This is a genomic window from Leucobacter sp. Ag1 (assembly GCF_000980875.1).
GTDB lineage: Bacteria > Actinomycetota > Actinomycetes > Actinomycetales > Microbacteriaceae > Leucobacter > Leucobacter iarius.
This window is the reverse complement of the sequence record NZ_LAYO01000111.1, coordinates 1-23,107: the sequence shown is the minus strand read 5'-3', so window position 1 is coordinate 23,107 and position 23,107 is coordinate 1. Positions and strand designations below refer to the sequence as shown.

At 69.6% G+C, this 23,107-nt stretch carries 20 protein-coding genes and 1 rRNA gene; 4 read left to right on the top strand and 17 right to left on the bottom strand.

The window, feature by feature from the left end; translation table 11 throughout:
- Positions 1-93: 93 nt before the first annotated feature.
- Positions 94-795, top strand: coding sequence for a TetR/AcrR family transcriptional regulator (locus tag XM48_RS15700; protein WP_084821234.1), 702 nt, complete (start codon positions 94-96; stop codon positions 793-795).
- Positions 796-799: 4 nt separating this feature from the next.
- Here the strand turns inward: XM48_RS15700 and XM48_RS15695 are convergent, their stop codons facing one another.
- The 4 genes from XM48_RS15695 to lysA all read right to left on the bottom strand — a co-directional run bounded on the left by XM48_RS15695 (position 800) and on the right by lysA (position 4,952).
- A complete protein-coding gene (locus tag XM48_RS15695) occupies positions 800-1,630 on the bottom strand; it encodes an amino acid ABC transporter ATP-binding protein (RefSeq protein WP_084821233.1) in 831 nt (276 codons plus the stop codon).
- Positions 1,627-2,607, bottom strand: a complete 981-nt coding sequence (locus tag XM48_RS15690) for an amino acid ABC transporter permease (protein WP_052961571.1) — start codon at positions 2,605-2,607, stop codon at positions 1,627-1,629. The genes XM48_RS15695 and XM48_RS15690 overlap by 4 nt, the downstream gene beginning before the upstream one ends.
- The gene (locus tag XM48_RS15685; protein ID WP_046456792.1) at positions 2,604-3,533 is read right to left on the bottom strand and encodes an ABC transporter substrate-binding protein; all 930 of its coding nucleotides are present in this window, start codon (positions 3,531-3,533) and stop codon (positions 2,604-2,606) included. The genes XM48_RS15690 and XM48_RS15685 overlap by 4 nt, the downstream gene beginning before the upstream one ends.
- 93 nt (positions 3,534-3,626) lie before the next feature.
- Complete coding sequence (lysA, locus tag XM48_RS15680; RefSeq protein WP_046456791.1) at positions 3,627-4,952, bottom strand: diaminopimelate decarboxylase; 1,326 nt, start codon at positions 4,950-4,952, stop codon at positions 3,627-3,629.
- An 81-nt stretch (positions 4,953-5,033) separates the two neighbouring features.
- Here lysA and XM48_RS15675 point away from each other — a divergent pair, with 81 nt between their 5' ends.
- Together XM48_RS15675 and XM48_RS15670 are read left to right on the top strand one after the other, a co-directional pair.
- On the top strand, positions 5,034-6,668 hold the full coding sequence (locus tag XM48_RS15675) for a CdaR family transcriptional regulator (protein ID WP_046456790.1): 1,635 nt from the start codon (positions 5,034-5,036) through the stop codon (positions 6,666-6,668).
- Positions 6,665-7,552: a Sir2 family NAD-dependent protein deacetylase gene (locus XM48_RS15670; RefSeq protein ID WP_046456789.1), complete on the top strand. Its 888-nt coding sequence runs from the start codon at positions 6,665-6,667 to the stop codon at positions 7,550-7,552. The genes XM48_RS15675 and XM48_RS15670 overlap by 4 nt, the downstream gene beginning before the upstream one ends.
- Here the strand turns inward: XM48_RS15670 and XM48_RS15665 are convergent.
- From XM48_RS15665 to XM48_RS15610, 12 genes are all read right to left on the bottom strand, one after another.
- Entirely contained in the window at positions 7,537-8,130 is a 594-nt protein-coding gene (locus tag XM48_RS15665; RefSeq protein WP_046456788.1) for a short chain dehydrogenase, read from the bottom strand. The genes XM48_RS15670 and XM48_RS15665 overlap by 16 nt on opposite strands.
- A 38-nt stretch (positions 8,131-8,168) precedes the next feature.
- Entirely contained in the window at positions 8,169-11,567 is a 3,399-nt protein-coding gene (locus tag XM48_RS15660; protein ID WP_046456787.1) for a pyruvate carboxylase, read from the bottom strand.
- 96 nt (positions 11,568-11,663) lie between these two features.
- Complete coding sequence (locus tag XM48_RS15655) at positions 11,664-13,040, bottom strand: NAD-dependent succinate-semialdehyde dehydrogenase (protein ID WP_046456786.1); 1,377 nt, start codon at positions 13,038-13,040, stop codon at positions 11,664-11,666.
- A 163-nt stretch (positions 13,041-13,203) separates the two neighbouring features.
- Positions 13,204-13,980: an SDR family NAD(P)-dependent oxidoreductase gene (locus XM48_RS15650; protein WP_046456785.1), complete on the bottom strand. Its 777-nt coding sequence runs from the start codon at positions 13,978-13,980 to the stop codon at positions 13,204-13,206.
- A complete protein-coding gene (locus XM48_RS15645; protein ID WP_046456784.1) occupies positions 13,980-14,744 on the bottom strand; it encodes an SDR family NAD(P)-dependent oxidoreductase in 765 nt (254 codons plus the stop codon). Before XM48_RS15645 ends, XM48_RS15650 begins: the two co-directional genes overlap by 1 nt.
- Before the next feature lie 28 nt (positions 14,745-14,772).
- On the bottom strand, positions 14,773-15,861 hold the full coding sequence (locus XM48_RS15640; RefSeq protein ID WP_046456783.1) for a proline racemase family protein: 1,089 nt from the start codon (positions 15,859-15,861) through the stop codon (positions 14,773-14,775).
- Entirely contained in the window at positions 15,858-16,763 is a 906-nt protein-coding gene (locus XM48_RS15635) for a dihydrodipicolinate synthase family protein (protein WP_046456782.1), read from the bottom strand. Before XM48_RS15635 ends, XM48_RS15640 begins: the two co-directional genes overlap by 4 nt.
- A 55-nt stretch (positions 16,764-16,818) precedes the next feature.
- The gene (locus tag XM48_RS15630; RefSeq protein ID WP_046456781.1) at positions 16,819-18,063 is read right to left on the bottom strand and encodes an FAD-binding oxidoreductase; all 1,245 of its coding nucleotides are present in this window, start codon (positions 18,061-18,063) and stop codon (positions 16,819-16,821) included.
- A gap of 77 nt (positions 18,064-18,140) precedes the next feature.
- On the bottom strand, positions 18,141-18,965 hold the full coding sequence (locus XM48_RS15625) for an amino acid ABC transporter ATP-binding protein (RefSeq protein WP_084821231.1): 825 nt from the start codon (positions 18,963-18,965) through the stop codon (positions 18,141-18,143).
- A complete protein-coding gene (locus XM48_RS15620) occupies positions 18,962-19,714 on the bottom strand; it encodes an amino acid ABC transporter permease (protein ID WP_052961570.1) in 753 nt (250 codons plus the stop codon). Before XM48_RS15620 ends, XM48_RS15625 begins: the two co-directional genes overlap by 4 nt.
- A 15-nt stretch (positions 19,715-19,729) precedes the next feature.
- Positions 19,730-20,575, bottom strand: a complete 846-nt coding sequence (locus XM48_RS15615) for a transporter substrate-binding domain-containing protein (RefSeq protein ID WP_046456780.1) — start codon at positions 20,573-20,575, stop codon at positions 19,730-19,732.
- A 330-nt stretch (positions 20,576-20,905) separates the two neighbouring features.
- Entirely contained in the window at positions 20,906-21,625 is a 720-nt protein-coding gene (locus XM48_RS15610; RefSeq protein WP_046456779.1) for a GntR family transcriptional regulator, read from the bottom strand.
- Between XM48_RS15610 and XM48_RS15605 the strand changes: the two genes are divergently transcribed.
- Positions 21,612-22,784, top strand: a complete 1,173-nt coding sequence (locus tag XM48_RS15605) for an Ldh family oxidoreductase (protein ID WP_197074237.1) — start codon at positions 21,612-21,614, stop codon at positions 22,782-22,784. The two genes, XM48_RS15610 and XM48_RS15605, sit on opposite strands and share 14 nt — an antisense overlap.
- Positions 22,785-22,988: 204 nt before the next feature.
- On the opposite strand, the gene rrf is transcribed toward XM48_RS15605, so the two are convergent.
- A 5S ribosomal RNA gene (rrf, locus tag XM48_RS15600) occupies positions 22,989-23,105 on the bottom strand.
- Positions 23,106-23,107 lie beyond the last annotated feature (2 nt).

Sequence of the window (23,107 nt, the reverse complement as noted above, 5' to 3'; positions counted from 1 at the left end):
GCAACAGTGTGCGTGTCCGTGGCGATCCGGAGCGGAAGATTGTCCGCTCTGTTCATTTATGCGTCACGCTCCATCGCGGATACCCTTGCGATCATGGTCGAGGAAGGCGCAGATGCCGCGAACGCGGATCCGCCCGTGTTCAATTACGGAGGCCGGGGCCGACCGCGCGTCGCCCGGCTCGACCGCGAGCGGATCACCCGGGCGGCCCTCGCCCTGATCCAATCCGATGGCCTGCAGCGCCTCACCATGCGGTCGCTCGCCGAACGGCTCGGAGTCTCGCCCGGCGCCCTCTACCACCACGCGGATTCCCGGAGCACGGTGCTCGCGTGGGTGCAGGAGGAGATCAGCGGCCACCTGAACGTCGCCGGATACGGCACGATGTCGCTGCGCGATGCGCTCGCGCAGTGGGCCTGGAGCTACCTGCGGTTCCTGCGCGCCCGACCCAGACTCGTCGACCTGATCGTCGCCGTCCCCGTCTCGCAGACCGCGGACACCTCGCGCATGTATCAGCGGATCGTCGCCGCGTTCCGCGCAGCCGGCTGGTACGACCGCAGCATCATCCCGTCTCTCAGCGCGCTCGAGACGTTCATCTTCGGCGCGGCCCTCGACTCCGCCGGCCCCGAGAACATCTACGAGCCCGAGCCGAACGCCGGAACCCCCGCGCTCGGCGACACCCAGGCGGCGTTCGCCGCGCTCGTGCAGGAGACCGGTGAGCACGAGCACGACCTCGTCTTCCAACTCGGTCTCGATGCCATGCTCACCGGTCTCCAGATGCGCTGGGGCGGCGGACGCTGAGGCGCTACATCACGCTCTCGAGGAAGTTCCGCGTGCGCTGCCGCTGCGGCGCGTCGATCACCGCGGCGGGCGACCCGGCCTCGACCACGACGCCGCCGTCCATGAACGCCACCTGGTCGGCGACGCTGCGTGCGAAGCCGATCTCGTGCGTCACCACGATCATGGTCATCCCGTCGCGGGCGAGTTCCCGCATCACGTCGAGCACGTCGCCGACGAGCTCGGGATCGAGCGCCGAGGTCGGCTCGTCGAACAGCATGAGCTTCGGATCCATGGCGAGCGCCCGCGCGATGGCGACGCGCTGCTGCTGGCCGCCCGACAGCTGCGCCGGATAGTGGCCCGCGAAGTCCTCGAGCCCGACCCGCGCGAGCAGGTCCATCGCCCGCTGCCGTGCGAGGGGCCGGGCCCGCCCGACGACGCCGACGGGCGCCTCGACCACGTTCTCGAGCGCGGTCATGTGCGGGAACAGGTTGAACTTCTGGAACACCATGCCGATGCCGCGCCGCTGCTTCGCGATCTGCTTCGGCGTCATCTCGTGGATCCGGTGCCCCGACTGCCGGTAGCCGATCAGTTCGCCGTCGACGATGATCCGGCCGCCGTCGATGGTCTCGAGGTGGTTGACGCAGCGCAGCAGCGTCGACTTGCCCGAGCCCGACGGCCCGAGCAGCACCGTCACCGTGCCTGCGGGGACCTCGAGCGACACGTCGCGCAGCACCTGGTGCGCGCCGAAGCTCTTGCGGACCCGGCGGATCTGCACGAGCGCGTCGGACTCCGGAAGGGATCCGGGCTCCCCCGCGGCGACGGGCGCCGCGATGGTCTGATTCTCGATCGGGCTCATGCGCCGATCACCTCCGTCATCTGCGTCGCGGGTGCGGGCGCGGGGCCGGGCTTGCGACGGTCGAGCATCGCCCGGAACCGCTGGAACGGCGTGGGCGGCAGGGTGCGGGTGGATCCGCGGCCGAAGCGGCGCTCCAGGTAGTACTGCGGCACCGAGAGCACCGTGGTCATGATCAGGTACCAGATGCTCGCGACGATCAGCAGCTCGACCTGCTTGAGGTTCTGCGCCGAGATCATGGTCGCGGCCGTGTAGACCTCGGGAACCGCGATCACCATGAGCAGCGAGGTGTTCTTCAGCATCGAGATCGTCTCGTTGCCCATCGGCGGGATGATCACGCGCATCGCCTGCGGCAACAGCACCCGGCGGAACGTGTACACGGGCGACATGCCCAGCGAGTACGCGGCCTCCCGCTGTCCCTCGTCGACCGAGAGCATGCCGGCGCGCACGATCTCCGAGGAGTAGGCGGCCTGGTTCAGCGTCAGCGCGAGCGTGCCCGCGACGAAGGCGTTGATGAGGTCGTTGGTGTTCACCTGCCAGAAGACGACGTCGGTGAAAGGCACCCCGAGGGTCAGCTTCTCGTAGAGCAGCCCCAGATACCCCCAGAGCACGATCTGCACGATCTGCGGGGTGCCGCGGAACACCCAGACGTAGAACCAGGCGACGCCCGAGAGCACCGGGTTCTTCGAGAGCCGCATCGCCGCCACGAGCACGGCGAGCAGCGTCGACACGACCATCGAGATGAGCGTGATGAGCACCGTCAGACCGACGCCGGCCAGGATCCGCGGATCGAACACGAAGGTGCCGACCGTCGCGAAGTCGAGGTTGGGGTTCGTCCCGACCGAGTACAGGAAGAAGGCCAGGACCAGGATCACGGCGACCGCGCCGACCCAGCGCCACGGGTGGCGGAGGGGGATCGCGTCGACGTCGTCCTCGGTGCTCAGCTGCAGCGATGCCGCTGCGGGAGCCGTGACGGTCACTGGGCCTTCCCGCCCTGGTTGACCTCGGCGGTCTTCACGCCGTAGGCCTCCATGTGGTTCCGCTCGAGCACCTTCTGGTAGCTGCCGTCGTCGATGAGGGCCTGCAGGGTCTTCTGCATCGCGTCGACCAGCTGCGTGTTGCTCTTCAGCACACCGATGCCGCTGTAGACGGGGTTGAATCCGGCGGGGTTCTCGGGGTCGCGCACGATCTCGTAGGCCTTGCCGTCGTCGGTCGTCGCGGCGACGTAGTCGGCGACGACCGCGTCGGCCGAATAGGCGTCGCTCTTGCCGGCGCGCAGCGCGGTCAGCGCATCGAGGTCGGTCGGCAGCTCCATCACGGTGACCGGGGCTCCGCTGCACTTGGTCGCGCGCAGCAGCTCGCCCTGGATCGTGGACTTCTGCACCGACACGGTCTTCCCGCAGAGCGCGCTCTGCCCGGTGATCTTCTTCGGGTTGCCCGGCTTCACCAGGATCGCGAACCCGCCGTGCGTGTAGTCGACGTAGGTGATCGTCTGCTCGCGCTCGGGGGTGTCGTTCATGCCGCTCATGATGATGTCGTGCTTCTTCGCCTGCATCGACGGGATCACGCTGTCGAAGGCCTGCTTCGACAGCACGACGTCGACGCCGAGCTTCTGCCCGAGGAGTCGTCCGAGCTCGGGATCGAAACCGATCTCCCGGTTGTTCGCGTCGTAGGCCGAGAGCGGCGGGAAGGGGATGTCGACGGCGATGTCGATCGACCCCTTCTTCTGGATGTCCTCGGGCAGCAGCTTCTTCAGCGAGGGATCGACCTTGGTGCTGACCTCGTCGCCCTTCGGGAGGTTCGGCTTGCCGCTGTCGGCGCCCCCACCTCCGCCCGAGCAGCCGGTGAGCAGCAGGGCCGAGACGGCGGCCACGCCGATGAGGGTACGGGAGACGTGCTTGCGCATGGTGACAGGTCCTTCTTCATTGGAGGATGGTCGGGGTGCGGCGCGGAGCCGCAATGGAAACGGGGCCGAGCCCGAAGGCCCGACCCCGTGGTCTCATCCGGCGAGCGCCGGTGCGTGCAATGCGAGGAGGTCCTCGTAGGTCTCGCGACGGGCGACGAGGCGGGCCTCGCCGTCGCGCACAAACACGATCGCCGGCTTGAGCGCGCCGTTGTAGTTGTTCGCCAGGGTGTACGAGTAGGCGCCGGTGGTCGCCATCACGAGCACGTCGCCGACGCGGGCGGGCGGCAGCTGGGCGCGGTCGACGAGCAGGTCGCCGGACTCGCACTGACGACCGACCACCTGGGCGGTCTCGATCCAGGCCTCGTCGAGGCGGTTGGCGAGCACGGGCTCGTAGCGCTGCTCGGTGAGAGCGATGTCGATGAGGTCGGCGAGGCCGCCGTCCACCGCGACGAAGGTCTTGCCGGTGTGCTTGACGGTCACGACGCGGTAGGCCGAGACGCCGGCACGGGCGACGAGCGAGCGGCCCGGCTCGATCATGATCCGGGCGCCCTCGGGCAGGTTCGCGCGCGCGGCCTCCACGATCGCGTCGAGGTAGGACTCGACGCTCGGAGCGACCTCGTCGTAGGTGTACTTGACGCCGAGTCCGCCGCCCACGTCGTAGGTGTCGAAGGTGCCCACCGTCGAGATCTTCTCGACGGCCTCGGCGAACTGCTCGGTGTCGAGGATCTGCGAGCCGATGTGCAGGTGCACGCCCTCGAACTCCATGAGCGGGTGGGCCTGCATACGGGCGATCGCCTGGGCGGCCTGGTCCATGGGCAGGCCGAACTTCGAGTCGAGCCCGCCCGTCGCCTGCGAGGCGTGGGTCTTGGCGTCGACGCCGGGGATCACGCGCAGCAGCAGCTTCTGGGGCTTCGTCAGCAGGCGCTCCAGGCGGGTGATCTCGTCGTCGTTGTCGACGATGATCGTGCCGATGCCCGCGTCGAGCGCCATGCGCAGCTCGGCGTCGCTCTTCGCGTTGCCGTGGAAGTGCAGGCGTGCGGGATCGACGCCCGCGGCGAGCGCGAGCTGCAGCTCACCGCCGCCGGCCACGTCGACCGACAGGCCTTCCTCCTGCGCGAGGGCGTACATGCCCACGACGGGGAGCGACTTCGAGGCGAACAGCACCTCGGAGTCCGGCCAGCGCTCGTGCAGGCCGTCGACGAAGCGGCGTACCTGGCGGCGGAGCCCGGCCTCGTCGAAGATCTGCAGCGGGGTGCCGTACTCCTCCACCAGGCGGGTGACGGGGATCCCGCCGATCGCGAGCTCGCCGCCCTCCGGGCCGTCGACGCGCGAGGACTCCTCGGGGAGGATGCTCCACAGCTCGCCGAGACGGGTGCCCTCGGGCGACGGCTGCTGCTGCTGGTCCTGGTGCGCGTTCACGGCGTCTCCTATCTGGTCGATGGGTCGAGCCTACGGGCAGCACGGCTCCCCATTCGTGTCGATATCGCATAGATTGTCATCATGAATGCAGGGATTCCCCCAATCCTTCCGGTCGCGGAACCGCACATCGCCGTCACGCTCGGCGCTCTGCTGGCCCAGCTCGGCCCGCAGAGCGCCGAACTGCTCGGTCCGGCCGACACCGAGCGCGAGGTGCTCGGCACCGAGTTCTACGACGCACTCGACGACCTCCCCGACGAACCGGGGGCCATCCTGCTGATCCCCTCGGGCTCCGCGCTCGCGGCGACCGAGCTGAGCGCCCTCGCGAGCGCCGCCGTCGCGGCCCGCTACGCGGCGCTCGCGCTCAAGAGCCGCGACGAGGAGGTCGCGACGCTCACGGCCGTGGCCGAGACGAGCGGCATCCCGATCCTGCGCGTGCACGAGCGAGTGGGGTGGCGGCTGTTCGAGGCGCTCATCTCGCAGCAGCTCGGCGAGCACCGCCACACCGACGACGCGCACCTCGACCGCGGGGCCGAGCCGCTCTTCGCCCTCGCGAACGAGCTCGCCGAGTTCTTCGGAGGCTCCGTCGCGATCGAGGACCTCGGGCGTCGGATCATCGCGTACTCCTCGGTGCCCGGGCAGGCCATCGATCCGTTCCGCACGCAGGGGATCCTGGCCCGGCGAGTCCCCGACTCCCCGTTCAACGACGACCAGTACCGCACCGCGGTCCGGTCCGACGTCCCGCTCAAGTACGCCCAGCTGGGCGAGGAGCTCCCCCGCGTCGTCACGGCGATCCGCGCCGGGGCCCTGCCGCTCGGCACCGTCTGGGCCATCGACCCCACCGGCGACGACCCGATCACCGAGGAACAGATCCATCGCGTGAGCAGCGCGGCGGCCGTCGCGGCGGCGCACATGCTCAACGACCTCCGTGTGCGCGACGCGGGGCGGATCCCGCGCGAGAACCGCCTGCGCACGCTCATCACGGGATCCGGCGTCGTCGGGTCCGAGTTCGCCGAGCTCGGGATCCCCGAGGAGCGCGGAGCGGCGATCCTCGGCTTCGATCCCGGTGGACGCGATGAGGCCGACGGCCGAACGGCCGTGCTCGACCACCCGGCCCGCATCGCGCAGCTGCGCTCCACCGTGCAGCGGCACCTCGCGGTGCACCGGCCGGAGGTCGTGACCGTGGCGCACGGCGGAAGGGTCTACGCGCTGTTCGCCTGCGATCGGCTGGACGCGGCGATCCGCCTCGCCGAACCGCTGCTGCCGATCCTCGACCGGCTGCTCGACACCGGCACGACGATCGCCGCGCCGGGGATCGTGCATCGCGCGGTCGAGGTCGCCCCGCACCGCGCCGTGGCCGACCGTCTCTTCGACACGGCGGCGCACTGGGAGGTGACCGATCGGGTCCTCACCCCGACGCTGCTGCGCCCGCTGCTGGTCTTCGAGCGCAGCGCCGAGCTGTTCGCCGCCGAGCCCGAGCTGCGGTTCCCGCAGGTCCGGGAGCTCGTCGACGCCGACCGACCGGTCGCCGAGACGCTGCTGGCCTGGTGCCAGCGCTTCGGGAACGTCGCGCGCACCGCCGCCGATCTCGGGGTGCACGAGAACACGGTGCGCGCCCGGCTGCGACGCGCCGAGCGAACGCACGGGATCCCGCTCGAGGATCCGGATACGCTGCTGACCATCTGGCTGCAGCTGCGCAGCGAAGGAGTCGCCGCATGACCGTCTGGTTCACCCCGTCGTCCGATCCCGCCGACGCGCGGCTCGCGCTCGACGCGCTCGCCTCCGTCTTCGCCGACGGCCCCGTGCTGCTGCTCACCGGGGCCGGGATCAGCACCGACTCGGGCATCCCCGACTACCGCGGGCCCGATTCCCCGCCGCGCAACCCGATGCGCATCGACCAGTACCTGCACGACGAGTCGTACCGGCGGCGATTCTGGGCCGGCGCCCGAGTCGGCTTCGACGCCCTGCACGTCGAGCCGAACGCCGGGCACCGAGCCGCGGCCGCGCTCGAAACGTCCGGGATGCTCACCGGGACCGCCACGCAGAACGTCGACGGGCTCCATCAGCGCGCGGGTGCGCGGCGGGTGGTCGAGCTGCACGGCAGCGGGTCGACGATCCGCTGCGTGGAGCACGGGCACCGCTGGAGCCGGGCCGAGGTGCTGACCTGGTTCGACACCGCGAACCCCGGGTTCGCCGAGGCGAACGCCGGTGCGCGGATCGCGCCGGACGGCGACGCGGAGGTCGAGGGCGTCGCGGGCGTCGTCGTTCCCGTCTGCCCCGCCTGCGGCGGCATGCTGCGGCCCGACGTCGTCTACTTCGGCGAGCACGTGCCGCGCGAGGTCTTCGCCGCGGCCGAGACCCTGCTCTCCGACGCCGCGGGTCTGCTCATCGCGGGCTCCTCGCTCGCTGTGAACACCGGGGTGCGGCTCGTGCATCGCGCGACCCGGCGCGAGCTGCCCATCGGCGTGATCAACCGCGGGCCCACCGCGGCGGACGCGCGGGCATCCGTGCGCATCGAGGGCGGGGTGAGCGAGACCCTCTCGGGCCTCGCCGCCCTGCTCGGGGCCGAGCGGCGAGGCGCCGGAGATCAGTTCAGCGCGTAGATCCGGCCGTTCGAGATGCCCTCGACCGAACGCACGAACGCCTGGCCCACCCGCTCGTCCGAGACCGGCTCGAACCCGGGGAAGGCATCGAAGTAGCCGGGCGCGGACGCGAGCACGGTCGGGCTCACCGCGTTGAGGCGGATCCCTCTGGGCAGCTCACCGGCCGCCGAGATCACGAACGACTCGACGGCCCCGTTCGCCATCGCCGCCGCGGCGCCCGTGGGCACCGCCTCACGCGCCAGGATCCCGGTGGTGAGGGTGAACGATCCGCCGTCGCGCACGTGCGCGAGGCCGATACGCACGAGGTTGAGCTGGCTCAGCACCTTGCCCTCGAACGCGGCGGTCAGATCCTCCGGGGTCAGGTCGGGCGCCGGCTTGAACGGCGCCGAGCCGTAAGCCGAGACGACCGCGTCGAACTCGCCGAGCTCGGCGAAGAGCCGCTCGATCGACGCCGCGTCCGACAGGTCGACGCCGGGTTCGGTGCTGCGGCTCACGCCGACGACCTCGTGCTTCTCGCGCAGCGCGGCCGCGGCTGCCGAGCCGACATGCCCGGACGCTCCGACGATCAGAATCCTCATGCGGTGCTCCTTGTCCCTCGGTTCCCGGCGGGAACCGCCTATTCGATCACGACGATCAGATCGCCTGCCTCCACGGAGCGCGCCCCCGAGAACACGATCCGCGACACGGTTCCCGTCACGGGCGCAGTGATCGCCGCTTCCATCTTCATCGCTTCGATGACCGCGACCGGATGCCCGGCCTCGATGCGGTCGCCGACGGCGACCTTCACCGTCACGGTGCCCGAGAACGGCGCCGCGATCTGGCCCGGCACGGTCCGGTCGGCCTTCTCGGCGACCGGAGCCGAGACGGCGACCCGCTCATCCTTCACGAACACGGGACGCAGCTGGCCGTTGACCCGAACCATGACCGTGCGCACGCCCTTGTCGTCGGCATCGCCGATCGCCTCGAGACCCACGTAGAGCCGGACGCCCTTCGCGAGGTCGACCGCGTGCTCGGTGCCGGAGTCGAGACCGTACAGGTAGTCGCCGGTGTCGAGGATCGACAGGTCCCCGAAGCTCTCGCGGGCCGCCTGGAACTGCGCGGTCGGCTGCGGGAAGAGCAGCCGGTTGAGCGCGTCGCGGCGCTCGGCGCTGCTGCCGTCGAGCAGTGCCGAGTCCTCGGCCGAGACGCTCGCGGTCTCGGGGCGCACCTGACGCCCGGCGAGGACCTTCGACCGGAAGGGCTCCGGCCAGCCGCCGGGGATCTCGCCGAGCTCGCCTGCGAGGAACCCCACGACCGAGTCCGGCACGTCGTAGCTCTGCGGGTTCTGCTCGAAGTCGGCGGGGTCGGCGTCGACCGCCGCGAGGTGCAGCGCGAGATCGCCGACAACCTTCGACGAGGGCGTGACCTTCGGGATCCGTCCGAGGATCCGGTCGGCCGCCGCGTACATGTCCTCGATCTTCTCGAAGTTCTCGGCCAGGCCGAGCGCGATGGCCTGCTGGCGCAGGTTCGACAGCTGGCCGCCCGGGATCTCGTGCGCGTAGACTCGGCCGGTCGGCGAGGGCAGCCCCGATTCGAAGGGCTTGTAGAGCGTGCGTACCGCGTCCCAATAGGGCTCGAGCGCAAACACGGCGTCCTGCGAGAGTCCGGTGTCGCGCTCGGTGTCGGCGAGCGCGGCGACGAGCGCCGAGAGCGACGGCTGGCTCGTGGTCCCCGACATCGGTGCCGACGCGGCGTCGACCGCGTCGACGCCGGCCTCCGACGCCGCGAGCAGCGTCGCGAGCTGCCCGCCCGGGGTGTCGTGGGTGTGCAGGTGCACCGGCAGGTCGAATCGCTCGCGCAGGGCGCGGACCAGTTTCGCCGCGGCCGCGGGACGCAGCAGTCCCGCCATGTCCTTGATCGCGAGCACGTGGGCGCCGGCGCCCACGATCTCGTCGGCGAGGCCGAGGTAGTAGTCGAGCGTGTACTTGTCCTCGTTCGGGTCGAGCAGATTGCCCGTGTAGGCCATCGCGACCTCTGCGACGGCCGTGCCGGACTCGCGCACCGCGTCGATCGCGACCCGCATCTGCTTCACGTCGTTGAGCGCGTCGAAGATGCGGAACACGTCGACCCCGGTCGCCGCCGCCTCGCGCACGAACGCGCGGGCCACGGACTCGGGGTAGGGTGTGTAGCCGACGGTGTTCTGCCCGCGCAGCAGCATCTGGATCGGCACGTTCGGCAGGGTCTCGCGCAGGGCAGCGAGCCGCTCCCACGGGTCTTCCCCGAGGAACCGGAGCGCGACGTCGTAGGTCGCGCCGCCCCAGGCCTCCACCGACCACAGCTGCGGGGTGAGCCGGGCGACGTGCGGGGCGACCGCGAGCAGATCGCGAGTGCGCACGCGCGTGGCGAGCAGGCTCTGGTGGGCGTCGCGGAACGTCGTCTCGGTCACCGCGAGCGCGGTCTGCTCGCGCAGGCTCTTCGCGTAGCCCTCGGGGCCGAGCTCGAGCAGGCGCTGGCGGTAGCCCGCGGGCGCCGACGCGTCGAGATCGACGACCGGCAGCTTCACACGCGGCTCGATCGCGCCGGGGCGGGCGCCGTTCGGCTGGTTCACCGTCACGTCGGCGAGGTACTGGAGGACGCGCGTCGCGCGATCCTTCGGCTTGTTGAGCGTCAGCAGTTCGGGTCGTTCCTCGATGAACGAGGTCGACACGTCGCCCTCACGGAACGCGGGGTCGGCGAGCACCGCCTGCAAGAACGGGATATTGGTGGCGACGCCGCGGATCCGGAACTCGGCGAGCGCGCGCTCGGCGCGGCCGACGGCACCCGCGAAATCGCGACCGCGGCAGGTGAGCTTCGCGAGCATGGAGTCGAAGTGGGGGCTGATGTGCGCGCCCGGGTTGATCGTGCCGCCGTCGAGTCGTACCCCGCCGCCGCCCGGCGAGCGGTAGGCCGTGATGCGGCCGAGGTCGGGACGGAAGCCGTTCGCGGGGTCCTCGGTCGTGATGCGGCACTGCAGGGCCGCGCCGCGCAGCTGGATCCGGTCCTGCGTGAGCCCGAGCTTCTCGAGCGTCGCCCCGGCCGCGATCCGCATCTGCGCTTGCACGAGATCGACGTCGGTCACCTCCTCGGTGACGGTGTGCTCGACCTGGATGCGCGGGTTCATCTCGATGAACACGTGCTCGCCGCTGCGCTCCCCTTCGGTGTCGAGCAGGAACTCGACCGTGCCGGCGTTCTCGTAGCCGATCGACTCGGCGAAGGCGATGGCGTCGCGGGTGAGCGCGTCGCGCTTCTCCTGCGGCAGGTTGGGCGCCGGCGCGATCTCGACGACCTTCTGGTGCCGGCGCTGCACCGAGCAGTCGCGCTCGTAGAGGTGCACCGTGGCGCCGGTGCGGTCGGCGAGCACCTGCACCTCGATGTGACGCGGGCGCAGCACGGCCTGTTCGATGAACATCGTGGCATCGCCGAACGCCGACTCCGCCTCGCGCATCGCGCTCTCGAGGGCGTCCCGCAGGTCCTCCTCGCGCTCCACCCGGCGCATGCCGCGGCCGCCGCCGCCCGCGACGGCCTTCGCGAACACCGGGAAGCCGATCCCGCGCGCGCCCGCGATGAGCGCGTCGACGTCGGTCGAGGGCGGGGTCGAACGCAGCACCGGCACACCCGCGGCGATCGCGTGCTCCTTGGCCGCGACCTTGTTGCCGGCCATCTCGAGCGCGCGGCGACCGGGGCCGATGAACCGGATCCCTGCGGCCTCCGCGGCCGCGGCCAGCTCGGGATTCTCCGACAGGAAGCCGTATCCCGGGTAGATCGCGTCGCAACCCGCTTCCTTCGCGACCCGCACGATCTCGGCGACGTCGAGGTAGGCCCGCACAGGGTGCCCCTCGGTGCCGATGAGGTACGCCTCGTCGGCCTTCAGCCGATGCAGCGAATTGCGGTCTTCGTAGGGGAAGACGGCAACGGTCTTCGCCCCCAGCTCGTAGGCCGCGCGGAAGGCGCGGATGGCGATTTCGCCGCGGTTGGCGACCAGGATCTTCCGGAACATCGGTGGTGCGGGTCCTTTCTCGGGGGCCTCGGGGTGAGAGGCGTCTGAGGGAGACGGCCGCCCCTCGCGTGGGCGAGGGGCGGCCGTCGTACTGCGCTACTCCGAGACGAAGTAGAGGCGCTTGTTGGCGAACTCGCCGATGCCGACCGGCCCCATCTCGCGGCCGAAGCCGGAACGCTTCACACCGCCGAACGGGATCTCGGCCGCCTCGGCGGCGATGATGTTGACGTGCGCCATGCCGACCTCGAGCTTCGAGGCGACGCGAGCAGCGCGGGCTTCGTCGGTCGAGAACACGGATCCGCCGAGGCCGAGCGCGCAATCGTTCGCGAGCTCGAGCGCCTCCTCGTCGCTGTGCACCTTGTAGACGGTCGCCACGGGCCCGAAGATCTCCTCGCGGTACGAGTCGGACTCGCGGGGCACGTCGACGAGCACGGTCGGCGAGTAGTACGCCGCGGGTCCTTCGGACAGCACGCCTCCGGCGAGCACCCGTGCGCCCTCGGACACGGCCTGCTGCACCTGCGCGTTCACGGTCTCCGCCGCGGCACGGGTGGAGAGCGGCACGTATTCGCCCTCGCCCAGGTTCAGCTGGTCGCCGGGCGTGAGGCCCTCGGCGAGCTTCACGAGCTCGGCGACGAACTCGTCGTAGATGTCGGCCATGACGATGAGACGCTTGTTGGAGTTGCAGACCTGACCCGCGTTGTAGGTACGGAAGTCCCACGCGGCCTTGGCGACGCCCGCGACGTCGTCGGAGTCGAGCACGACCATGGGGTCGATCCCGCCGAGTTCGAGCACGCACTTCTTCAGGTGGGTGCCCGCCTGGGCGCCGATGATCGCGCCCGCCCGCTCGGACCCGGTGAGCGAGACGCCCTGCACCCGGGGGTCGGCGATCATGGTCGCGATCTGCTCGTGCGAGACGAACGCCGCCTGGTAGCCGCCGACGGGCACGCCGGCCTGCTCCATGATCTCCTGGATCACGAGGTTCGACTTCGCGCAGATGTCGGCGTGCTTGAGGATGATGGTGTTGCCGAGCACGAGGTTCGGTGCCGCGAAACGGGCCACCTGGTAGTACGGGAAGTTCCACGGCATCACGCCGAGGAGCGCGCCGAGGGGCAGATGCTCCATGACCGCCTTCCCGGGGATCGTGCTGGGGATCTCGTAGTCGGTGATCAGGCCGGGGCCGTAGACGGCGTAATAGTCGATGATCGCGGTCGCGAAGTCGACCTCGTCGAGGCTCTCGGCGATCGACTTGCCCATCTCGAGGGCGATGATCTCGGCCAGTTCCTCGCGGCGCTCCGCGAAGATCTCGGCGACGCGCTTCACGACGGCGGCGCGCTCCTGCACGCTGCGCTCGCGCCACTCGCGGTAGGCGGTGTCCGCCGCGGCGAGCTGCTGCTCGACCTGGGCATCGGTCGCGGATTCGAAGGTCTCGACAATCTCCCCCGTCGCGGGGTTCTGAACTCGATACTTCGCCATGATCTATCTGTTTCCTGTCTTCCACACGGCGAACCACATCGTCGCCAGTTGGTCTATGTTCGCATCATCCGCCGGGCACCCGCATCCCCAGTCGATCCGGGATGCGGGAATCGGGCGGACAGAGTGCCCTGAACCGCGCCGGGCAGGCCGGTCCGGCAGCCGTTCATCGGACGTAGTCGGCTCCGGTGATATCGATCGTCGCGCCCGTCGTATGCCGGGCGCGCCCGCTCGCGAGGAACGCGATCACCTCGGCGACGTCGCGCGCCGGCGTCACTTCGCCGAGCGGGAGCGAGTCCAGCACCGCTTCGTCGATCGCCCCCTCCGCGAGGTCGGTCGCGACCCAGCCGGGGGCGACCGCGTACGCGAGCACCCCGTCTCCCCCGTACCCGCGCGCGATTCCCTTGGTGAGCGCGAGCAGGCCGCCCTTCGCCGCGCCGTAGGCGAGATGCGCCGCATCATCGCCGCGGTGCGCGGATCGGCTCGCCAGGTTCACGATCACCCCGCCGCCGTTCGCCCGGTACTCGAGGATCGCGCGCCGGCAGAGTTCGGCCGGCGCCGCGAGGTTGAGTCCGAGGTTGGCATCCCACCCGGCCTGCCACTCGCTTGCCGAATCGATCTCCGAGGCGATCCACGCGCCGGCGTTGTTCACCAGCACGTCGATCCCGCCGAACGCCGCCACGGCGGCGTCCCAGACCGATCCCGCAGCGGCGACCCCGTCGAGCTCCCCGGTGACGAGCGCCACGCGAGAGGAGCCGGCCGATCCGGCGATCGCCCCGAGCTCCGCGAGCAGCGTCACGGTGTGCTCCGAGGCGGCACGCGCATGCACCACCACGCTCGCGCCTCGCCGGTGCAGCAGGGCCGCGGTCTCGCGGCCGATACCGCGCGAGCTGCCCGTCACGAGGATCCGCTTGCCGGCGAGCTCCCCCGGCGCGCTCGCCATCACGCCACCGCCTGGGCGCCGGTGATCTCGACGCAGGCTCCGCACACGAACTCCGCCTCGTCGGAGGCGAGGAAGGCGATCAGCGCGGCGACTTCCTCCGGTTTCCCGATGCGGCCGAAGGGCACGAGCGCGTCGAGATCCGCGATCGTCCGGCCCTTCTCGGCGATGCCCTTCTCGAGCATGGGCGTGTGGATCTCTCCCGGGCAGACGGCGTTCTCGCGTACCCGGTTCGGGGCGTAGTCGCGGGCGAGGCTCTTCGTGAAGGAGACGACGGCCGCTTTGGTGACGTTGTAGGCCAGGTGACCCGGCGCCGGAGTGAGTCCCCACTGCGAGGCGGTGTTGACGATCGAGCCGCCGCCCGCGGCGATCATCGCGGGGAGCACGGCCCGGGACATGTGGAACAGCGCGTCGACGTTCACGGCGAAGCTCAGCTCCCAGTCCGCCTCGCTCGTGTCAAGCAGCGCGCCGCGGCGCATCGCCCCGGCGTTGTTCACGAGCACGTCGAGCGCACCGCGTTCGGTCTCCGCCTCGATCGAGGCTACGGCATCGCGGCAGGCCCGGGCCGACGTGAGGTCGAACACGATCTCCTCCGCGCGTCCGCCAGCGTCCCGAATCCCCGCTGCGACCCCGGCCGCGCTCTCCGCGACCGCGTCGGCGACGAAGACCCGGGCGCCCTCGGCTGCGAGCCGTCGGCTCGTCGCCGATCCGATCCCGCCGCCGCCTCCGGTGACCAGGGCCGTTTTGCCCTCGAAGCGCTTGCTCATGCTATTCCTTCCCTTTCTACGGACCGCGCTACGCGGCCCAGATGTCTCCCACGGTGTAGCCCTCGCGGTACGGATCCGTCGGATCGAGCTCCCACGAAGCCCGACCGGTGACCCAGCCGCGACCGGTGATCGTGGGCAGCACCGCGCGGTGCTCGCCGACGACGGTCTCCCCGATCAAGCGGCCGATGAACTCGCTCCCGATGATGCTCCGATGCGAGAACTCCTCGTCGATGCCCAGCTGCCCGCGCGCATGCAGCGCAGCCATCCGGGCGCTCGTACCGGTGCCGCACGGGGAGCGGTCGAGCACGCCCGTCCAGCTCTCCTCGCGATCCGCCGAGATCGGCGCGCTCGTGAGCACGTTGGCGTTCTGCGCCTGTTTGCCGGGCACCCGGTCGCCGTTGTGCAGCATGATCATCGCGACCCGATCGATCGCCGGGTTGACCGGGTGCCGCACCGGGATCTGCTCGAGGGCGGCGAGCTTCACGAGCGCCGCGGCCCGAGTGATCCGCTTCGCGTTCTCGGGCAACAGGTCGATCCCGAGCTGCGCGATGTCGAGCTGCACGAAGAACTGGCCGCCGAAGGCGACATCGACGAGGATCTCGCCGAACTCCCGCACCTCGAGCCGGCGATCGATCTCGACCGCGTACGATGGCACGTTCGCGACGGTGACTGAGCGGACCTTGATGCGGCCCGCGCGCTCCTCGACGTGCGCCGTCGCGCGGACGACGCCGACGGCCGTGTCGATCACGACCTCGGTCTCCGGGCCGCGCACCGGTACGATGCCGGTCTCGACGGCGGCCGTGACCGCGCAGATCGTGTTACTGCCCGACATCGGGGTGAAACCGCCCTGCTCGAGCACGATGATGCCGAAGTCGGCGCCGGGTGACACGGGCGAGGTCATCAGGACCCCGCAGGTCGCCGGGTAGCCTCTCGGCTCGCGGAGCAGCAACCGGCGCAGGCCGTCCTGTTCGCGGGCGCAGAAGGCGAAGCGCTCGGCCATCGTCGTTCCCCGGACGAACCGGTCGGCGCCCGGAATGACGCGGCCCGGCTCGCCCTCGGCGTGCACCTCGATGGTGTCGACCGAGAACGGGTCCGCGCCCGCCGCAGCGAGGCTCATGCTGCGAGCACCCCGACGCCGCGGAGCGCCTCGGCGATACGCTCGCGGTCCGCATCGGCGAGTGGCAGGATCGGTTCGCGCACCGGGCCGACCGGGGTACCGAGGAGCTCGAGCGCCGCTTTCAGCCCGGCCGGGTAGTTCACCGACTCCAGCACCGAGCTGAGGTTCCAGAGCGGCGCCCAGAGTTCGCGTCCGCGGTCCAGGTCCTTCTCCTCCGCGATCACGCGGAACAGCTCGGCGGCCTGCGCCGGCGCGACCGACGCGACGCCCCACACCGACCCCTTCGCACCGAGGGTGATGCCGAGGAACGTGAGCGTGTCCCAGCCGTTGAACGCGGTGATGCGATCGGTGCGGCTGGTGAGCACGTCGGTGAGCGAGACGGCGTCGCCCGAGGTGTCCTTGAAGTAATCGACACCGTCGATGTCGCCGATCTCGGCGAGCTGCTCGGCGTCGAGCGTGACACCGGTCGCTCCGGGCACGTTGTAGTACATGATCTGCAGCTCGATCGAATCGGCGACGGCTCGGAGGAACGCCTTCAGGGCGTCGAACGAGAGCGGGTCGTAGAACGGCGGCACGACCATCACCGCATCAGCGCCGACCTCCTCGGCGTAGCGGGCCAGATCGATCGCCCCCGTGGTCGAGGTGTGCCCGATCCCCGCGACGACCTTGATCCGGCCGGCCGCCGCCTCGACGTTGAGGCGGATCACCTCGCGGTACTCCTCGGGCGTGAGGCTCGTGAACTCCCCGGAGGTGCCGGTCGGCACCACTCCGGCGACGCCGCCGGCGACCATGCGGTCGATCTGCGCTCGGATCCCGTCGGCGTCGACGGCGGCTCCGTCCGTCGTGAATGGAGTGGGGATCGCGGCGAGCACGCCGCCCAGGTTGGCGTTCTTACGGGTCATGGTGCAGTCCTTTCTGCAGTCTGTGGGGTTGTGTGGAGGCCCCGACGGCGGCGTTTCAGCGGCCGCCGCGGAAGCGCGCGGGCGAGAACGGCAACAGCACGGGATCGATCTTTCCGGTGCGGATCAGAGCGGTCATCGCACGAGCCGTCGCGGGCGCGAGCGTGACGCCGTACATGCCGTGGCCACCCGCGACGTAGGCGTTCGACAGGCGGGGCAGCCGCCCCATGACGGGCAGCCCGTCGGGTGCGACCGGACGCATGCCGGCCCGCGGTTCGACGTCGGCCGGTGCCGGCGGCTCCCAGTCGCGCAAGTAGCTGAGCGGAGCGCGCAGGATCGCGTCGACGCGGACGCGATTGATGTTCTCATCGAGCCCGCCGAACTCCATGGTTCCGGCGAGTCGCAGCCGATCCGCGAACGGTGTGACCGCGACCTTCGCGTCGTACAGATTGGTGGCGCCTTTCAGACCGTAGGGCGGCATCTCGACGGAGTAGCCCTTCCCCGGTCGGATCGGCAGGTCAGCGCCGAAGAGCTTCGACACCGGCCCGGTCCAGGCGCCCGCGGCGAGCAAGAAGCTGTCGCCTGGAAAGGTCCGAGTGCCCGAAGAAACACTGACGACCCGACCCCCGGCGGTCTGAACGCCGTCGACCGGGGCGTTCTCGACGATCTCGACGCCCATATCCACGAGCCGCGCGTGCAGCGAGGCACCGAAGGCGCGCGGGTCGAGGTGGAGTTCCTTCGGGAAGAAGAGACCGCCGCGCACCTCGTCCCTGAGCAGCGGCTCGTGCACCCGCACGTCGTCGCCGAGCAGCTTGACCGGCGCGATGCCGAAACGGCCGGTGAGATCGGCGTAGCCCAGATGCAGGTGCATGTGCGCGTCGTCGTGGAACGCCATCAGCAGTCCGTTGTGCTGCAGCTCGAAGTCGATGCCGTCGGCACGGTAGTCGTCGAAGGCCGAAATCGAGTCGCCCATCAGTGCGAGGTGCGCGGCGAAGCCCGCGCGCTGATCCTTCGCGTTCGACGCTCGGAACATGCCGAGCATGAACGTGAGGAACGACGGCTTGATCGACGGTTTGATGTACAGCGGGCTGTCGCGCCGGGTCATCCACTTCATGGCGGAGACCACGGCGCCCGGGCCGGGCAGCGGGAGCGAGTCGGCGGGCACCACCCAGCCGGCGTTGACCTCGGCCGCTCCGAGCCCGGTCGCCCGGGCATCGACCAGGGTGACGGTCTCCCCCTCGCTCGCGAGCTGGTAGGCCGTGGTGAGGCCGATGATGCCGCCGCCGATCACAACAGTGTGCACCTGATGGCTCCTTCTTTTCGGGTTCGATGAGTGCGGTGGGCGAGGCGGCCGGCCCTGCGGGCCGACCGCCGTTCGGGTCAGAACCTGACCGCGTCGACGAACTTCTGCAGTTCGGGGTTGTCGCTCCGGTTGAATGCTTCGTCCGGAGTCGTGTTGACGGCGATCTCGCCCTCGTGGAAGAAGACGAGCCGATCCGCGGCCTTCGAGGCGAACGCCATGTCGTGCGTGACGAGCGCGACCGCGATCCCCTCCTGCTCCTTCAAGCGGCGGAGCACCCCGAGGACCTCCGCCGCGACGGGCGGGTCGAGCGCCGAGGTGATCTCGTCGCAGAGCAGCAGCTTCGGTTCCATCATCAGCGCCCGTGCGATGGCGGCCCGCTGCCGCTCACCGCCCGAGAGCTGCGACGGACGGGAGTGCAGATGCTGGGACATGCCGACTTCTGCGAGCGACTTCTTCGCCCGCTCCATCGCCTCTTCCTGCCCGAGACCGAGCTTCTTCATCGGTGCCAGGATCAGGTTCTTCGCGACATCCATGTGGGGCCACAGCGTGTAGGACTGGAAGATCATGCCGATGTAGGAATCGACCTCCTGCCACACCGGCGTGCGCTGCTGGTCCTCGAACACGATCTCGCCGTCGAACATGATCCGGCCGTCATCGGGTTCGGTGAGCCCGGCGAGCGCTCGCAGAAGCGTGCTCTTGCCGGAACCCGACTTTCCGATGATCACGGTGATGTCACCGACGAGCATGTCGAAGTCGACGTTCTTCATGACCTGCCGATCGCCGAAGCTCTTCTGCAGCCCGCGGGCCGAGACGAGCGCTTCGCCGACCGACGCGGTGATGGTGCGAACCGCACCGGTCCGAGGATTCGTCGGCCCCGTCCTCGGGGTCTTCTCGTCGTTCACGGGGTCACCTGCACTTTCGCTCCGGGCACCATCTGCGCCGCGAGGGATTTGCCCTTCTTCTTCCCGCCACCGCGGATATCGCCCTGCATCATGTTCCGTTCGATCTTCGAGAGGATCAGCGACACCGGGAATGCGATCACGAAGTACATGAGCGCGGCGACCGTGAGGATCTCCAGCGCCCGGTACGACTCGGACGCGATCTTGTTCGCAGTGAACATCAGGTCGGCGACCGCGATCGTGGACACGAGCGCCGTGTCCTTGAAGAGCGAGATGTCGAGCGACATGATCACCGGCAGCTGCTGCCGGAGCGCCTGCGGAATGATGATGTGGCGAGTCCGCTGCCAGCTGGTGAGCCGGAGCATCTTGCCCGCTTCGATCTGCTCGATCGGCACGGCCTGAAATCCCGACCGGTACGCCTCGGCCATGAACGCGGTGAGGTTGAGTGTCAGCGCGATCACGGCCGAGACGAGGCCCGGGATCGTGATCCCGGTCAGCGTCGGCATTGCGTAATACACCCAGAACAGCTGCACGAGAAGCGGAGTGCATCGGAAGATCTCGATGTAGATCTGCGCGACCCAGCGGATCACCTCGATGTTCGACATGCGCAGCAGCGCCACCGGGACCGCGAGGATCATGGACAGCACGATCACGATCACCGAGATCTCGATCGTCATCCAGAGGCCTTCGAGCAGTCTCGGGAAGTTGCTCGAGACGACGGTCCAGTCGAAGTCGTAGCTCTTGATCAGCATGATGGAGCTCTTCGGCTACTTCATCTCGAGGTCGCCGAGGTTGTCAGCGCTGACGATGCCGGCCCGGTCGAACGCGGCCTTGAGGGATCCATCGTTCTGGGCGCTCCGGACCGCGATATTGAGCACCTGCAGCGACCGGGCATCGATGTTCGCGTTCACGCCGTAGTTCGAATCCTGGAAGAAGACACCGGGTGCGAGCACGATCTTCAGACTCGGATCCTTCTTCGCGGCGTCGGCGAGCGTGGGCAGGTCGGCGAAGGCTGCTGCGGCACGACCGGCCTTCGTGGCGGTGACCGCATTCGGAATACTCTCCGTCGTGAGGAGCTCGGAACCGAGCGCCTTGATCGCGGGCTCGTAGGACGTGCCTCCGGCGAGGGCGATCGGCTGCTTCGACTTCACGATGTCGTCGACGCTCTTCAGACCGGAATCGGCGCTCACGATGAATGCGCCCTCGTAGGTGTAGACGGGATCGGTGAACTGGATCGCGAGGGACCGCTCAGAGGTCGAGTCGAGGTAGGCGGCGACGTCGAAACGGTCCGCCTGGAGTCCGGAGACCATCTTCGACCACTCGGCCGCGACGGGGGTGAACTTCACACCCATCTGCTTTGCGAGCTTCTGCAGCGGCAGCACGTTCGGGCCGCCCATCTTGCCGTCGGACTGCTCCGCGGTCATCGGGGGCGCCGATGCGATACCGACGCGCAGCTCGCCCTGCTTCTTGATCTTCGCGATCCAGGCGCCGTTGTCGGCGGCGGCCGAGCCGCCGCCTCCGCCGCCGCGCATGGTCGCGCCGAGGAAGCCGGCCGCAACGGCGAGAACGAGCACGCCGAGGACTGCGAGGATTCGCTTGCTTGCTGTGGACATCGTCGTCCTTTCCCAAAGGGTCAGAGGTGGACCTGGGCGATGCGCCCGGCGGACCGCAGAGTGCGGCCCCCGATCGAGGTTCGTGGATCGGGCAAGACGCTTCACCGTGCGGCAAAGTGTCTTACAATCTGACGATAGCGCCATGTTGCATGACAATGCAAGGCTTTTGCCGAGAACCTTTCCCCTGGGCCTTCCGGAAACACGACGACGCCCCGGGCCAGTACCGCTCCGGGGCGTCGAGAAGTACGCTCCCCCGAGCGGAGCGCGGCCTCAGTAGATCTCAGGGCACCTCAGGGCGCTTCAGGGCACCTCAGGGCACCTCAGTGCGCTTCAGTCACCGGTCTCGTCGATCATCATTCGCATGATCTCATCGGCGTTCGCCAGCGTGTGCAGCGAGACCGCCTGGCGGATCACCTCGCGGTCGCGCGTCCGGAACGCCTCCATCAGCGCCAGGTGCACGCCGTGCTCGCGCTCCGGATCCGCACGGCGACGCTGGTCCTCGGCGAGGGCGATCGTGAGCTGAGCGGCGGTCGCCGGCCACAGCTTCTCGAGCAGATAGTTGCCCGAGGCCTCCCAGATGCAGCGGTGGAACTCAAGGTGGGTGTCGTGCTGCACCACCGGATCCGGGTCGAAGATCTCGACCTCGTAGCGACGCCATCCACGTTCGATCGTCGCGAGGGCCACCCCACCCTTGTCGGCGAGTATGGCGTCGACCGCGACCATGTCGAGAGCGATCCGCCCGACCGCGATGTCGTGGATCGCCGACGGCTCCAGCCGAGCCACACGCATGCCGCGATACGGCTCCTTGACGACGAGACCCTCCTCGGCGAGCGCGTTCAGCGCCTCCCGGACAGTAGGTCGGCTGACGCCGAGCTGCTCGGAGAGCAGCGCTTCGGTCAGCCGATCCCCCGGCATGAGCGCGCCGAGGATGATCGCTCGCCGGATCTCGACACGGACGGCTTCACGACGCGACACCGAACTCACCCGAGCCGGCCCCGACTCCGCGGTGCGCCGACGAGCGGTGAGCGGAGTCCCTGTGCTGCCTACCATCGATCGCCATCCTTCTCTCGCCCGGTTCGGTGCGCCTCCGGCGTTCCAACGGAAGCCGACGCCGCACCCTCGGTCACGGATTGCCCGCGCCCTCAGGATTATCTTACAATCAGACAATCACTGGACCGCGACGTCAGGAGACTCCGTGCACGATACGCGCATTTCATTCGAGCATTTGAGTGAGGCTATCGCGCACGCGTTGGCGGAGGCCGGTGCCGCGCCCGAGGTCGCGGCGGTCCTGGCGCGAAACTGCGCTTCATGCGAGCGTGACGGGGCGCTGAGCCACGGCGTGTTCCGGGTCCCCGGGTATCTCGCCTCCCTGCGCAGCGGCTGGGCCGACGGAGCTGCGGCTCCGGTGGTCGCCCGCCCGGCTTCGGGCTTCGTGCGCGTCGATGCGGCCAACGGGTTCGCACAGCCTGCGCTCGCAGCGGCCGGGGACCAGATCCGTGCCGCGGTCGCCGAAGCGGGGGTCGCGGTGGTCGCGATCAGGGACTCCCATCATTTCAGTTCGCTCTGGCCGGATCTCGAGCCGTTCGCCGAGGCCGGCCTCATCGGGGTGACCATGGTGACCGGCGGCGCCTCGGTGATTCCGCGAGGCGCGCGGCAGAAGGTCCTCGGAACGAATCCGTTCGCGTTCGCGTCGCCGGTCGACGGCTCTCGGCCACTGGTCATGGACTTCGCCACGTCGACGATGTCGCACGGCGACCTGCAGCTGGCGGCGCGCGCCGGACGACCGGTGCCGTTGGGCACGGGCACGGCAGCGGGCGGGAAGGACACCGAGGATCCCGGGGAGATCCTCGCAGAAGGCGGGCTGCTGCCGTTCGGCGGCCACAAGGGGGCCGCGCTCTCGCTCATGGTCGAGCTGCTCGCTTCGGGCCTCACGGGTGGCGCGTTCTCGTATCGGAACGATCTGGTTTTCGCCGAGCATGCGGATGACGGCGGTACCGCCAGAACGGGGCAGCTGCTGATCCTGATCGATCCGGATCGCGGAGGGGGCGGATATGCCCGGCGCGCTGCCGAGTTGATCGACGCGCTGCGCGGGGCCGGCTGGGAACGGTTGCCGTCGGATCATCGCTATCGGGCGCGCGAGGAGGCCGAGCGGGATGGCATTCCTGTCACGGAGGCCATTCGCGAGCTCCTCGGGAGCGTGCCCCGGTAGCACTCTTCGGATAGCACAACGGGGTCGGGCGGGCCTGAGCAGCGTGAGCTGTTCCGGCCCGCCGGCCCCGAAGATGAGAAGCCGCCCTGCACGCCCGCGGGGGTGCGTGTTCTTTAGGAGGTGGGGGGAAAACAAAAACGGGGCCAGCCCGACCCGGGAAGCATCACGCCCCCCCAGATAAGTCTGGCCCCGTTCGAAAAAGGGGTCCGGCGGTGTCCTACTCTCCCACCCCCTCCCGAGTCCAGTACCATCGGCGCAGTCAGCCTTCGCTACCGGGTTCGGAATGTAACCGGGCGTTTCCCTGACGCTATAACCGCCGTAAC